Source organism: Arthrobacter sp. NPDC056691, from assembly GCF_042791415.1.
Lineage (GTDB): Bacteria > Actinomycetota > Actinomycetes > Actinomycetales > Micrococcaceae > Arthrobacter.
Genome location: NZ_JBHTXX010000033.1, coordinates 47,971 through 61,690, shown reverse-complemented (window position 1 = coordinate 61,690; position 13,720 = coordinate 47,971). Strand labels below are relative to the sequence as shown.

Below are 13,720 nucleotides of genomic sequence, written 5' to 3'. Positions count from 1 at the left end.
GGAAAGCCGGATCTACTTCTTGCCGGCCGCGAGCAGGTCGGCGGTGCCCCGGGCGTCCGCTGCGTCCACGTCGTGGAGCGAGACGCCGCGGGTTTCCTTGAGGAAGAACACCGCGACGGCGGTGATGGCGCAGGCGATCAGCAGGTAGATGGCCACCGGAACGGAGGACTTGTAGGTGCCCAGAAGCGACGCTGCGATGATCGGGGCCAGCGAACCGGCGACGATGGAGGTCACCTGGTAGCCCAGCGAGACGCCGGAGTAGCGCATCCGGGTGGGGAACATTTCCGCCATGATCGCCGGCTGGCCGGCGTACATGAGTGCGTGGAACAGCAGGCCGATCATGATGGAGGCCAGGATGATCACGTCGTTCTTGGTGTCCATCATCGGGAAGGCGAAGAAGCCCCAGGTTGCGCCCAGGATGGCGCCGGCCATGTAGACCGGCTTGCGGCCGAAGCGGTCAGACAGCTTGCCAACCAGCGGAACGGCGGCGAAGTGCACGGCGTGGGCAACCAGCAGCAGGAGCAGGATCCGCGTCGTGTCGGCCTGGACCACGGTCTTGAGGTAGGTGATGGAGAACGTCACCACCAGGTAGTAGAGGATGTTCTCCGCAAACCGCAGGCCCATGGCGGTGAAGACGCCGCGCGGGTAGCGCTTGAATACCTCGGCAACACCGTAGCCCTTGTGCCCGGCCTCGACCTCTTTGCGGGCTTCGAGGAAGATCGGGGCGTCGTTGACCTTGGTGCGGATGTAGTAGCCGATCAGGACGATCACCGCGGAGAGCCAGAACGCCACGCGCCAGCCCCAGCCGAGGAACGCTTCCTGGGTCAGCGTGGAGGACAGGATGAACAGCACGGCCGTGGCGAGCAGGTTGCCCATGGGCACGGCGGACTGCGGCCAGCTGGCCCAGAAACCGCGGGACTTGCTGGGGCTGTGCTCGGCCACGAGGAGGACCGCGCCGCCCCATTCACCGCCGACAGCAAAGCCCTGGGCAAACCGCAGGAAGACCAGGAGCGCGGGCGCCCAGTACCCGATCTGCTGGAACGTCGGCAGGCAGCCCATGAGGAAGGTGGAAACACCCACCAGGATGATGCTCAGCTGCAACAGCTGCTTGCGGCCGAACTTGTCGCCGAAGTGGCCGAAGACGATCCCGCCGATCGGGCGGGCAACGAAGCCGACGGCGTATGTGAGGAAGGCGGCGATGATGCCGTCCAGCTCGGTGCCGGCGTTGGGGAAGAAGGCCTTGCCGAAGACCAGGGTGGCGGCCGAGGCGTAGAGGAAGAACTCATACCACTCCACGACGGTGCCGGCCATGGACGCCGTGACAACTTTTTTGAGGCCTGAGGCCTTGACGTCGGTTTCTTCTGCACGCCTTACGGCGGAGCTTTCCGTACTCATTGCGAACTCCTTCGGCGTCTTCCTCGACACCACGGGGACCAGTCGGTGGCGAATGGGTGTGATGCGCACCACGAACGCCGGATTCAACGAGTATGGTCTGCCGATGACGCAAGCTCAACGCCAAATAGTGCAGGGCGCATCTGCATAAATGCACACGTACGCCGGCGGCGTTGCCACGATGCGGCCGGCTCCGGTCCCAAGGACGGCTCCGGAATCAGTTGAGGAAATGTTCCCTGAGCTGGGCGTTCAGCTGGCCGATCTCCGTGAGGAAGCCATCGTGGCCGATCGGCGAATCGATCATGTGCACGTCCACATTCCCGGGCAGGGCCTCGGCGAGTTCCATCGACTGGGCGGGAAAGTACAGCCGGTCCGTCTCGACGGCGGCCACGAAGAAGTTGGCGGTGACCCGGGCCAGGGCTTCCTTGAGTGTCCCCCGCCCGCGGGTGACGTCATGGCTCATGAGTGCTTCCGTCAGGGCGATGTAACTGTTGGCGTCGAAGCGCCGGACGAGCTTGTTGCCCTGGTGGTCGAGGTAGCTCTCCACCTGGTAACGGCCGCGGCCCGCCAGGGCATCGGCCTGCAGCGGCTCTTCAGCGGCCTGGGCGTTCCTGCCGAACCGGAAATCGAGTTCGTAGGCGGACCGGTAGGTGATGTGGGCAATCCGCCGGGCGAGCGCCAGGCCCTCTTCGGGTTCCGGGCCGCCGTAGTAGTCGCCCCCGCTGAAGTGGCGGTCCTGCCGGATGGCAAGGGTCTGCGCCTGCGCGAAAGCGATTTGTTCGGCGGTGCTCCTGGCACCGACGGAGATGACGCCGCAGCGGCGCACCCGCTCCGGGAAAGTCACTGCCCATTCGAGCGCGCGTGCCCCGCCCATGGATCCGCCCACCACGGCGTGCCAACTGCCGATGCCGAGCCGGTCGGCGAGCCTCGCCTCGGCAACGGTGGAGTCCCTGAGCGTCACCAGCGGAAAGCGCGAACCCCAGGGCTTGCCGTCCGGCGCGGTCGACGACGGTCCGGTGGACCCGTAACAGCCGCCCAGGATGTTGATGGAAATGACAAAGAACCTGTCAGTGTCCGCCGGCGCACCTGGCCCGGCGAGCTGTTCCCACCAGCCCTCCTCGTCACCGGCGCCACGCGTCACGTGCGTGCTGCCGGTGAGGGCATGCTGGACGAGGATGGCGTTGGAGCCTTCCGCGTTGAGCGTTCCCCAGGTTTCATAGGCCAAGGTGACGTCCGGCAGGAATCCGCCGGCCTCGAGCTCCAGGCTGCCAATATTCAGGTACTGGACCGTGCCGTCGGGAAGAACTGTGCCATCGGGAAGAACCGTGTCGCCGGGAACTGCTCGGCTGGGAACAGTGCGGCTTTGCGTCTTGCCGGCGGGAACGTCGGTGCTGCTGACGGAAATCGTCATGGGTAAACCTCTTCTACGCGCTTGCCCGCCGGCAGCTGTCCGGCAGGCCAGGTCTTCACCCGGGGCACCCCACCGCGGAAGGAGGGTTGCCGGCCAGCAAGCCGGGGCTGTCGCTGGCACTCATGACCTGTTGCCCAGTTTACGAAACAGGCGGACATCTGCGCGAAGAATGTGACGGCTGTGTGACTCCCCGCCCGCTCAGGGGCCGGGAGTTCCACCTGCGGCACCTGGAATCAGGCGCCCTTCGCCGCGCGGAATCCGGCCTCGAGGTCGGCCAGGATGTCGTCGATGTGCTCCAGGCCCACGGACAGCCGGACCAGGCCAGGGGCTACCCCGGCCACGCCCTGCTGTTCCGGAGTCAGCTGGCTGTGCGTGGTCGACGCCGGGTGGATGACGAGGGAGCGGACGTCACCGATGTTCGCCACGTGGGAGTGCAGTTCCAGGGCGTCCACGAAGCGCTTGCCCGCCTCGGCTCCGCCCGCCACGGTGAAGGACACCACCGCGCCGGTGCCCTTGGGCCCGTACTTCAGGCCACGCTCGTACCAGGGACTGGACGGCAGGCCGGCGTAGGCCACCGACTCCACATCGCCCCGGGCTTCCAGCCAACTGGCGACGGCCACCGCGTTGGCCACGTGGCGCTCCACGCGCAGGCTCAATGTTTCCAGGCCCTGTGCGATGAGGAATGCATTGAACGGGGACACCGCGGAGCCCAGGTCGCGGAGCAACTGGACCCGCGCCTTGAGAATGTAGGACAGGTTGGCTCCCAGGGCACCGCCTGCGCCGAGGTCGCGGGCGTAGACCAGGCCGTTGTAGGTGGGGTCCGGCGTGTTAAAGCCCGGGAAGCGTTCCGGGTCCCTGCTGAAGTCGAAGTTGCCTGAATCCACGATGACACCGGCAATGGCGGCCCCGTGTCCACCCAGGTATTTGGTGGCCGAGTGCACCACGATGTCCGCGCCCCACTCGAGCGGCCTGATGAGGTAGGGCGTGGACAGGGTGTTGTCAACGATCAGCGGCACGCCGGCCTCGTGCGCGGTCCGGGAAACACCTTCGATGTCCAGGACGTCCTGCCGGGGGTTGGACACCACCTCCGCAAAGAACAGCTTGGTGTTCGGCTGCACGGCGTCGCGCCACTGCTCCAGGTTGTCCGGGTCGGCCACGAAGGTGACGGACACGCCGAACTTCTTCAGGGTGTGTGCCAGCAGGTTGTAGGTGCCGCCGTAGAGGCTGGGGCTGGCCACCACGTGGTCGCCGGCCTCGGCGACGTTGAGGATGGCGTACGTCTCGGCGGCCTGGCCGGAGCTCAGGAGCAGCGCGGCAAGCCCGCCTTCCAGGCTGGCGACCCGCTGTTCGACGGCGTCCTGGGTCGGGTTGCCGATCCGCGTGTAGATGGGCGCGATCTCGGCCAGCGCGAAGCGGTCGGCCGCGCTTTCAGCGCTGGGGAAGACGAACGACGTCGTCTGGTAGATCGGCAGCGACCGCGCGCCGGTGGCGTTGTCAGGCACCTGGCCGGCGTGGATCTGGCGGGTTTCGAATGACCATGCGTTGGACATGCAGGCTCCTCTGCTTAGGGGCATGTGCTGGTCCCGGCACAGGCCCGCGCTTGCCGCGCGGCGGGCGCCGCGTAGCCAGGTCTTCACCCGGGGCACCCCGCCGCGGTGGAGGGTTGCCGGCCAGCGAGCCGGGGCTTTCATCGCTGGCACTCATGACCTGCGATCAGTGTAGGAATGGCCCTGTTACGCGCACAGCTTTGTGACGAACTTCGTCAAAGTATGGACTTTTCGCAAGGTTAGGCGACCCTAAGCTGAGAGGCCCGTCACAAAGTGCCAAGATGAGGGCATGCGCATGGATCACGTCTCTTACGCCTGTGAACACGATGGCCTCGCGGCCACCACCGAACGTATCTCCTCTGCCCTCGGCGTCGAAGCCGTAAAGGGCGGGGTGCACCCCCGGTTTGGAACCCGGAACATGATTATTCCGCTGGCCGGCCACAAGTACCTGGAAGTTGTTGAGGTCCTGGACCACCCGGCGTCGGACAAGGCACCGTTCGGCCAGGCCGTCCGCGCCCGGTCCGCGGCGGGCGGCGGCTGGATGGGGTGGTGCGTCGAAGTTGACGACCTCGCCCCCTTCGAGGAGCGCCTTGGCCGCTCCGCCGTCAACGGCAACCGCAAGTTCCCCGACGGCCGGGAGCTGGTCTGGAAGCAGATCGGCATCCTGGGCCTGATCGCGGATCCGCAGGTGCCGTACATGCTGAAGTGGGAGGGTGATCCGGGGCTGCACCCGTCCAACGCCTATGACAGCAACGTGAAGATGTCCAGCCTCACGATCGCGGGCTCTGCCGAGCGCGTGACCGAGTGGCTCGGCGAGCCCGTCGAACGGCCGCTTGAGGACGTCGCCGTGAACTGGGTGGCCCCGCACGGTACGCCGGGCATCCTCTCCGTCACGTTCGAAACCGCAGCGGGCGCCGTCACCATCTGACGCGCTTTCTGCCCTCCACTTCGGCCGCCATCAGCGGGTGCCAACGACGTCACCCGCCGATGGCGGCCGAATCATTTTTAACGGCCCAGGCACTAACCCGGCCGGCCCATCCGGGCCGCCCACCGCGGGCCCGGACTAGCCCAGGCCGACGGCTTTGCCGAACAGGCTGAACCCCACGAACGCGACGATGTCCAGCAGCGCGTGCGCGATCACCAGCGGCATCACCCGCCGGGTCCTGGTGTAGACCCAGGCGAAGACCACGCCCATGACTGCGTTTCCAATGAAGGGCCCGAACCCCTGGTACAGGTGGTAGCTGCCGCGGAGCATTGAGGACACAAAGATCGCCAGGGGCATGGACCAGCCGAACTTGCCGAACCGGTCCAGCAGGTAGCCCACCACAATGACCTCCTCCACGATCGCATGGCGCACCGCAGACAAAACCAGCACGGGCACCGTCCACCAGTAAGCGTCCAGTCCGCTGGGGATGATGGCGGTGGTAATGCCCAGGGCCCGCCCGGCAGCGTAGAGGCCCAGCGACGGAATGCCGATCAGGGCGGCCAGCCCGAGACCCTGCAGCAGGTCCTTGCCTGGCCGGGCGAAGTTGAACCCCAGCTTCCGGAACGCGGAGCCGGAGTCATGGCCGGACCCGGACTTCGCCTGGCGCTGGTCGGTCAGGAAGAAGATCACCAGCAGGACCGGCACCAGGGCGAAGACGATGTCCAGCAGCTGGTAGGTCAGGTCGAAATACTCGCGGGTGCTTTGCGACCTGTTCAGCGTGGACGTCCCCTGCGCCAGCGGTGCCCGGGTCATTTTGTCCAGCAGCTGCACCACCGAGTAGACGGCGGACTGCCCCAGCGACAAGCCAAGGACAATCCATACTTCAAACCGCAGCCGACGGCGGGAGGGAACCAACATGTTCCTATCTTGCCTGCACCTGCTGGTACTTTCCTGTCAGGCTTCCCGGTTCCTGCAACCGTCTGGCCAGTCGGTTCCTGTCCGGCTGCGGGCTCACCCTATGCTGGGGAACTATGAGCGCTCCCGGGAAAATCATCATGATCCGGCACGGCCAGTCGGCGGCCAACGCGGACACCTCCATCTACAACAGGGTGCCCGACTACCGGATTCCGCTGACGGAGCTGGGGCTGGAGCAGGCGAAGGCCGCCGGGGAACGCATCCGCCGCGAGCTGGACGGCCGGCAGGTGAGCGTCTACGTGTCACCGTACCTGCGCGCCTACCAGACCCTCGAGGCGCTGAATCTTGGCTCCCTGACGGAGCGGGTGATCGAGGAGCCGCGGCTGCGCGAGCAAGACTGGGCCAACTTCCAGATTTCCGGCGACATCGAGGATCAGAAAGAACTCCGCAACGCCTACGGCCACTTCTTCTACCGTTTCCGTGAAGGCGAGTCCGGCTCCGACGTCTACGACCGGATCTCCTCCTTCATGGAAACGCTGTACCGGCACTGGTCCAAGCCGGACTACTCCCCCAACGCACTGCTGGTGACGCACGGCCTGACCATGCGCCTGTTCTGCATGCGCTGGTTCCACTGGTCGGTGGAGTACTTCGAGTCGCTCAACAACCCGGAAAACGCCGAGATCCGGATGCTGGTGCAAAACGGCGCAGGCAAGTACGAACTCGACACCCCCTTCACCCAGTGGGTGGACCGCCGGGTGGACGAAACCGTGCTGGACGCCCCGCCCGTGATCTTCTAGGCACCGCCGCCTGTGCGCCTGGTGTTAGGCGCCGGCCACGATCACTTCGGTGCCGCGCGCCTCGAACGCGGCCTTGTCCGCCGCGGAAATACCGGAGTCGGTGATGAGCCGGGTGAAGTTGTAGCCGTCCATGGTGGCGAACGCCCGGCGGCCCACCTTGGAGGAATCCGCGATCACGTAGGAGACGCTGGCGCGGCTGGCCAGCAGGGCGTTGACCGTTGCCTCGGCCTCGCCGGTGTTGGTGGGCCCCACCTCGGCGTCGACGCCGTTAACCCCGATAAAGGCGATGTCCAGCACCACCTTCTGCATGATGATGTCCGTGTACGGGCCCACGAGCTCATAGGACCGGGTGTTGAGGATGCCACCGGTCACCATCACCTTGATGTTGGGCCGGACGGCAAGCTGCGAGGCAATGTTGATGGCGTTGGTGACCACCGTGAGGGTGGGCTGGTTCGACGGCGAGTTGAGGTCCTCGCGGGTGGCCAGGATCTGCGCCAGGGCCGTGCTGGTGGTGCCGCCGCACAGCCCGATCACCATGCCCGGGGCGATGAGCGCCGAGGCGGCGAGGGCGATCTCCTGCTTGGCCACGGCGTGGTCGTCCCGGTTGTACCTGCCGGGAAGATCGTAGGCCAGGGCGCCGGTGGTGGCGCCCCCGCGGGTGCGCGTCAGCAGCCGGCGCTTGGCCAGGCTGTCCAGGTCACGCCGGGCGGTTGCCGGTGATACGCCGAGCCGGGTGACGATCTCCTCGACTTCCACCTGGCCGGCCTCGGCAAGCAGATCAAGGATGGCCGTCAGTCGGTCGGTGCGGGTCATGCAGGGCCTTTCAAGATCCAAAAACGTCACGAAAAATGACGCTTTTTGATTGTATCAGACCCCTAATGATCATTTTGCGTCACTGTCCACCGCGGACTACACGGGTTATGGCCCCGCCCGACACTACCGTGCGCGCACCCCTGCACGCCAAACCGCGTGGGTGAGCGGCATGCCCGGCCGGTAGGCCAGGTGGGTGGCGGAGGGGGCATTGAGGACGTGCAGGTCTGCCCGGTGCCCGACGGCGATGGAGCCCACCGCCCGCTCGCCGTCGGCGTCGTTTCCGGACTCGCGCTGCAGCGCCAAAGCACCGCCGTACGTTGCCGCCCGGACGGCCTCATGGACACTCAGGCCCATCTGGAGCACGGCTGTGGTGACGCAGAACGCCATGGAACTCGTGTAGGACGTGCCGGGGTTGCAATTGGACGCGAGCGCCACGGGCACGCCGGCGTCCAGGAGCTGCCGGCCGGGGGCCAGCGGCTGGCGGGTGGAGAGGTCGCAGGCCGGCAGGCAGGTGGCCACTGTTCCCCGCCGGCCCGTTCCTGATGCGGCATCCCAGCCGGACCAGCCGGCGGCGAGGCCGGCGATGTCCTGCTCCGAAAGATAGTTGACGTGGTCGACGCTCGCCGCGCCGAACTCCACCGCGAGGCGGACGCCGGCGCCGTGCCCCAACTGGTTGCCGTGCACCCGCAGCCCCAGTCCGGCGTCGTGGCAGGCCTGCAGCACCGCGCGGGACTGCTCCTCCGAAAAGGCTCCCTTTTCGCAAAATACGTCGGCCCACCGGACATAGGGGCGGACCGCGTCCAGCATCGGACCGCAGGCAAGTTTGGTGTACTCATCGGGATCGACGCCGGCCGGCACCAGGTGCGCGCCCAGGTACGTGACCTCGTCCGCCACTGTTGAGGCGATCCGTGCGCTCCTCGCCTCCTGCTCAACGTCCAGGCCGTAGCCGGTCTTCGTCTCCAGGTACGTCGTGCCCTGCGATACGGCTTCGGCAACGCGGCCCTGGGCCAGCCGCGTGAGGTCGTAGTCGCTGGTGTTCCGGGTGGCCCCGGTAGTGACAGCAATGCCGCCTGCACTGTACTCCTCCCCCGCCATCCGCGCCTCGAACTCCGCCGTCCGGTCGCCGGCGAAAATGAGGTGTGTGTGGGAGTCCACCCAGCCGGGCAGCACGGCGCGGCCGCCCGCATCCACTGAGTCGTCGGCCGCCGGGGCGGCGGACGCCTGGCCGATCCACGAGATCCGCTCCCCCTCGACCACCACAGCCGCGTCCTTGAGGACACGGTGCTCCGCGTCCTGGGTCATCAGTTCGGCAATGTTGGTGATCAGGGTGCTCATGGATCCATTCTTCAGCGCCGGATGGACCAGCGCGTCGCAGCCAGCGCATCCGCTGTCCGGGATTCCGGACCGGCATCCCGCCCGGTGCTGGTTTCCCGCCCGGCACTGGCACCTGGACCTGCCAGGATCTGGGCCGCGGCCAGTTCCGCGATGCCGGACGACGTCTGGAAGCCATAGCCGCCCTGGCCGGCAAGCCAGTAGAACCCGCGGGCTTCGGCGTCAAACCCTACTACCGGGACGCCGTCGGCGGCCTCGGTACGCAGGCCGGTCCAGGCCGTCCGCACGGAACCGATCCCCAGCGTCGTCAGCGTATTGAGCCGCGAGATGAGCCGCTCGACGTCCCCGGGGCGGGGACGTGCGTCCTCCGCCGGGCTGGCAACATGTTCCGACGGCGAGATCAGCACGTCGCTGCCTTCCCGGCGGAAGTAGAAGGAATCGTCGGCGGCAGCCACCATCGGGCTGCCCTCCGGCAGAGAATGGTCGACGCCGACAATCGCCGCCGTGCGCCGGTACGGCTGCAGGCCAATCTTCTCGACGCCGCTCAGCACCGCCAGCTCATCGGCCCAGGCACCTGCCGCGTTGACCAGAACGCCGGCCGAGAAGCCCTCCTGCCCGGCGCCGATCTCCCAGCCTGATCCCAGCCGCTGGGCGGAATGGACGCGGGCGCCGGTGATGACGTCCACACCGGCGGACTCGGCGCGCGCCCGGTGCCTTTCGAGCAGCACCGGGGCGTCGCACCCGAAGGACCCCGTGTCCAGGCCCGCGGCGGAGAAGGACTCCGGTTTCAGGGCCGGGCAGAGGCCAAGCGCTTCGTCGTGGCCGATCCGGCGCATCTCGCCGCTGGACTCGGCCCGGACCGTCTCCTCGTCCCCGATCAGCATAAAGCTCCGCGGGGACAGCACGGGGTGGGGCCGCCCGGCATCGTCCGCCGCGATCAGCTCCAGGGTGCGGACGGTGAGTTCCTGCACCACCGGCGGGCCGTAACTGGGAATCAGCTGCCGGGCCGAGCGCGAGGACGTATGGTACGCCAGCTGCTGCTCCGCCTCCACGAGGGCAACCGTGCACTTGCCGGCCAGCGCAGAGGCAAGGGACAGTCCGGCGATCCCGCCGCCCACAATGACCACGTCATAGGTTGATGCCATGGGCTCAATCTTTACAGATGGCCCGAACCTGCGCAGCCACCGCGCCTACTCGGTCACTGCGCCTGCGCCGCCACCGCGTCCCGGCTCTTAACGAAAGCCTGGACGCAGGTTTCCACATCGTCGGCACTGTGCGCTGCGGACAGTTGGACGCGGATGCGGGCGGCACCGCGCGGCACCACGGGGAAGCTGAACGCGGTGACGTAAACCCCGTGCTGGAGCATCTGGTCGGCCACCTTCGCGGCCAGCACGGCATCGCCGAACATGACCGGCACAATGGCGTGCTCGCCGTCGAGCAGTTCGAAGCCTTCCTCCGTCATCCGGCGGCGGAACAGCTCCGCGTTCCGGAACAGGCCGGCCCGCAGCTCCCCGGAGGTCTGCACGAGCTCCAGGGCCTTGATGGTGGCCGCCACGATGGCCGGTGCGAGGGAGTTGGAGAACAGGTAGGGACGGGCCTTCTGCCGGAGCATCGCCACCACTTCGCCGCGGCCGGACACGTAGCCGCCCGAGGCGCCCCCCAGCGCCTTCCCGAAGGTTCCGGTGAAGATGTCCACACGGTGGGCGACGCCGGCGTGCTCAGGGGTCCCGGCTCCGGTGGCTCCCATGAACCCGACCGCGTGGGAGTCGTCCACCATCACCAGGGCGTCATGCTTCTCGGCGAGATCGCAGATGGCCTCCAGCGGAGCAAGGTACCCGTCCATGGAGAACACGCCGTCGGTGACGACGATCTTCCGCCGGGCATCCTTCGCCTCGACGAGCTTGGCCTCCAGGTCTGCCATATCCTGGTTGGCGTAACGGAACCGCTGTGCCTTGCAGAGCCGGATGCCGTCGATGATGGACGCGTGGTTCAGGGCGTCGGAGATGATGGCGTCCTCGGGGCCGAAGAGCGATTCGAAAACACCGCCGTTGGCGTCGAAGCAGCTGGAGAACAGGATGGTGTCCTCCGTGCCCAGGAACTTTGAAACCCTGGCTTCGAGTTCGAGGTGGAGGTCCTGGGTGCCGCAGATGAACCGGACGCTGGCCATGCCGAAGCCGCGCTCATCCATGGCGGACTTGGCCGCGGCGATGATCTCGGGGTGGTCGGCCAGGCCCAGGTAGTTGTTGGCGCAGAAGTTCAGGACGGGCGAGCCGTCCTCGCCGATCTGTCCGGCCGTGATGTGGCTGGCTTGGGCGGAGTCGATGTGCCGCTCCGTCTTGTAGAGGCCGGCGGTGCGGATGTCGTCCAGCTCGGCGCGAAGCTGGTCTTTGATTGCTGAGTACATGGCGGGTTCTCCTCGGCTGGGAAAGTTGTCAGAAACTGTGAATGGAGGGGCCGGATTTTCTGGCCGTAGTGCAGGTCAGACGTCCGACCAGTCGAGCACCACCTTGCCGCCGACACCGGCCTTCGCGATTTCGAAGCCCTTCTCCCACTGGGTGGCCGGCAGCACGTCGGTGACCACGGCGGAGATGCTGGCGTGCACCGCCGGGTTGGAGGACAGCATGGCGCTCATGGCGTACCAGGTCTCAAACATCTCGCGGCCGTAGATGCCCTTCAGCGTCAGCATGTGCGTGACCACCTTGCCCCAGTCGATGTCGATGGACTGGCTGGGAAGGCCCAGCATGGCGATGCGTCCGCCGTGGTTCATGTTGTCGATCATCTCCGGCAGCGCCGTGGGATGGCCGGACATTTCCAGCCCGATATCGAAGCCCTCGCGCATGCCAAGCTCCCGCTGCGCTTCGCGGACCCGCGTCTTGGAGACGTCGATGGCGAGGTCCACGCCGAGCTGCCGGGCAAGTTCCAGCCGCGGGGCCGAGACGTCGGTGATGGCGATCTTGCGGGCCCCTGCGTGGCGGGCAACGGCGATGGCCATGAGGCCGATCGGTCCGGCGCCGGTGATCAGCACGTCCTCACCCACCAGCGGGAAACTTAGTGCGGTGTGCACGGCGTTGCCGAAGGGGTCGAAGATGGCGCCGAGCTCAGGCGTGACGGAAGGGTCCTGGTGCACCCAGACGTTCGTCTCCGGGATGACCACGTATTCGGCGAACGCGCCGTCCCGCTGCACACCCACGCTCACCGTGTGGATGCACATCTGGCGACGGCCGGCCCGGCAGTTGCGGCAGATGCCGCAGACAATGTGCCCTTCGCCGGAAACGCGGTCTCCGACCTTGACGTCGCGCACGTCCTCACCTGTTTCCACCACCTCGCCGTAGAACTCGTGCCCGGCGATCAGCGGGGCTTCGATGATGCCCTGCGCCCAGGCGTCCCAGGACTGGATGTGCAGGTCCGTGCCGCAGATGCCCGTGGTCATCACACGGATCTTGACGTCCCCGGGGCCCGCCTCCGGCTCGGGACGGTCAACGAGTTCGAATCCGGCGTGGGCGCCGGCCTTGTAGAGGGCCTTCATTGGCTTCCTAACTTTTGGGCATGAGCGGCACTGTCATGCGGCGGAATCTCCCTTCATTAGAGCCACTTCAACGCATTAGCACAAGGGGAAATTTCTCAATCGACGATTAAGGAATCGCTAAGGAATAGGATGGACCCCATGGAGATCCACCAGCTCGAAATGCTGCGGGAGCTTGGCGCGCTGGGAAGTGTCAAGGCCGTCGCCGATACCCTGCTCGTCACACCTTCGGCCGTCTCCCAGCAGCTTGCCCAGCTGCAGAAAAGCGTGGAGGTGCCGCTGACGCGCAAGGAGGGCCGGAACCTGGTCCTCACGGAAGCCGGCCAGGTGCTCGCGGACGCGGGTGCCGCCGTCGTGAGCGCCATGGCCGACGCGCGGATGGCGATCGGCGCGTACCACAGTTCCACCGTGGCGCCGGTGACTGTGTGTGGCTTTCACAGCGCCGGCCAGGCGCTCTTTGCGCCGCTGGCGCGTCTTCTGGACGGGCCGGACAAGCCGAAGGTGCTGCTCTCCGACGAGGACGTGGCGCAGCAGGATTTCCCCGCGCTGACGGCGCGTTACGACCTGGTCCTGGCGCACCGGATGGACCACAGCCCCAAGTGGCCGGAGGAAAGGGTGGCGGTGATTCCGCTGGCGCATGAGCCGCTGGACGTTGCGCTGCCGGCCGGGCACCGGCTGGCCGGCCAGGCGGCACTGACGGCGTCCGACGTCGTCGGCGAACCCTGGGTGACCAGCCGCGCCGGCTACTCCCCCGCGGACGTGCTGTCCGCCGTCGCCGCCGTGTCCAGCCGGGAGCTGAACATCGTGCACCGGATCAACGACTACTCCACGGTGGCTGCGCTGGTGGCCTCGGGCAGTGTGATCGGCCTGCTGCCGCGGCACACGGCCCGGCCCGTGCTGAACCCGGACATTGTGCTGCGGCCGCTGCGCGGGATCAGCACGCGGCGGCGCATCGACATCCTGGCGCGCCCGGAAAACCTCAAGCGTGCGTCCGTCCGGGTGGTGTGCGAGGCGCTGCAGGACATCATGGCCCGCCTCAGCCACGGTTAAAACGCAACTGGGTCG

12 protein-coding genes and 2 riboswitches are annotated in these 13,720 nt (G+C 67.0%); of the genes, 3 read left to right on the top strand and 9 right to left on the bottom strand.

Features of this window, described 5'->3' with window-relative positions:
- Positions 1-12 precede the first annotated feature (12 nt).
- The 3 genes from ACFRAU_RS21135 to ACFRAU_RS21125 form a co-directional block, all read right to left on the bottom strand.
- Positions 13-1,395 carry an MFS transporter gene (locus tag ACFRAU_RS21135; protein WP_378001348.1) on the bottom strand — a complete coding sequence of 461 codons (1,383 nt, stop codon included), beginning with the start codon at positions 1,393-1,395 and terminating at the stop codon, positions 13-15.
- 214 nt (positions 1,396-1,609) lie between these two features.
- Complete coding sequence (locus ACFRAU_RS21130; protein ID WP_378001347.1) at positions 1,610-2,803, bottom strand: homoserine O-acetyltransferase; 1,194 nt, start codon at positions 2,801-2,803, stop codon at positions 1,610-1,612.
- Positions 2,804-2,815: 12 nt separating this feature from the next.
- A riboswitch (SAM riboswitch) is annotated at positions 2,816-2,931 on the bottom strand.
- 105 nt (positions 2,932-3,036) lie between these two features.
- Positions 3,037-4,353: a bifunctional o-acetylhomoserine/o-acetylserine sulfhydrylase gene (locus tag ACFRAU_RS21125; protein ID WP_377994135.1), complete on the bottom strand. Its 1,317-nt coding sequence runs from the start codon at positions 4,351-4,353 to the stop codon at positions 3,037-3,039.
- Between the two features lie 41 nt (positions 4,354-4,394).
- Positions 4,395-4,511: riboswitch (SAM riboswitch) on the bottom strand.
- A gap of 128 nt (positions 4,512-4,639) precedes the next feature.
- Between ACFRAU_RS21125 and ACFRAU_RS21120 the strand changes: the two genes are divergently transcribed.
- Complete coding sequence (locus tag ACFRAU_RS21120; protein WP_003802054.1) at positions 4,640-5,278, top strand: VOC family protein; 639 nt, start codon at positions 4,640-4,642, stop codon at positions 5,276-5,278.
- Between the two features lie 135 nt (positions 5,279-5,413).
- On the opposite strand, the gene ACFRAU_RS21115 is transcribed toward ACFRAU_RS21120, so the two are convergent.
- Positions 5,414-6,193, bottom strand: a complete 780-nt coding sequence (locus ACFRAU_RS21115; RefSeq protein WP_378001346.1) for a CPBP family intramembrane glutamic endopeptidase — start codon at positions 6,191-6,193, stop codon at positions 5,414-5,416.
- A 113-nt stretch (positions 6,194-6,306) separates the two neighbouring features.
- Here ACFRAU_RS21115 and ACFRAU_RS21110 point away from each other — a divergent pair, with 113 nt between their 5' ends.
- Positions 6,307-6,987 (top strand): histidine phosphatase family protein, encoded by a 681-nt coding sequence (locus tag ACFRAU_RS21110; RefSeq protein WP_378001345.1) that lies wholly within the window; start codon positions 6,307-6,309, stop codon positions 6,985-6,987.
- 24 nt (positions 6,988-7,011) lie between these two features.
- Here the strand turns inward: ACFRAU_RS21110 and ACFRAU_RS21105 are convergent, their stop codons facing one another.
- The 5 genes from ACFRAU_RS21105 to tdh all read right to left on the bottom strand — a co-directional run bounded on the left by ACFRAU_RS21105 (position 7,012) and on the right by tdh (position 12,658).
- On the bottom strand, positions 7,012-7,800 hold the full coding sequence (locus ACFRAU_RS21105) for a DeoR/GlpR family DNA-binding transcription regulator (RefSeq protein ID WP_377994132.1): 789 nt from the start codon (positions 7,798-7,800) through the stop codon (positions 7,012-7,014).
- Between the two features lie 123 nt (positions 7,801-7,923).
- Positions 7,924-9,135 carry an imidazolonepropionase gene (gene hutI / locus ACFRAU_RS21100; protein ID WP_378001344.1) on the bottom strand — a complete coding sequence of 404 codons (1,212 nt, stop codon included), beginning with the start codon at positions 9,133-9,135 and terminating at the stop codon, positions 7,924-7,926.
- 11 nt (positions 9,136-9,146) lie between these two features.
- The gene (locus tag ACFRAU_RS21095) at positions 9,147-10,277 is read right to left on the bottom strand and encodes an NAD(P)/FAD-dependent oxidoreductase (RefSeq protein ID WP_378001343.1); all 1,131 of its coding nucleotides are present in this window, start codon (positions 10,275-10,277) and stop codon (positions 9,147-9,149) included.
- A gap of 53 nt (positions 10,278-10,330) precedes the next feature.
- The gene (locus ACFRAU_RS21090; RefSeq protein WP_378001342.1) at positions 10,331-11,536 is read right to left on the bottom strand and encodes a glycine C-acetyltransferase; all 1,206 of its coding nucleotides are present in this window, start codon (positions 11,534-11,536) and stop codon (positions 10,331-10,333) included.
- A 75-nt stretch (positions 11,537-11,611) separates the two neighbouring features.
- Positions 11,612-12,658 (bottom strand): L-threonine 3-dehydrogenase, encoded by a 1,047-nt coding sequence (gene tdh, locus ACFRAU_RS21085; protein ID WP_378001341.1) that lies wholly within the window; start codon positions 12,656-12,658, stop codon positions 11,612-11,614.
- Positions 12,659-12,796: 138 nt separating this feature from the next.
- On the opposite strand from tdh, the gene ACFRAU_RS21080 reads away from it, so the two are divergent.
- Entirely contained in the window at positions 12,797-13,705 is a 909-nt protein-coding gene (locus ACFRAU_RS21080) for a LysR family transcriptional regulator (RefSeq protein WP_377994127.1), read from the top strand.
- Positions 13,706-13,720 lie beyond the last annotated feature (15 nt).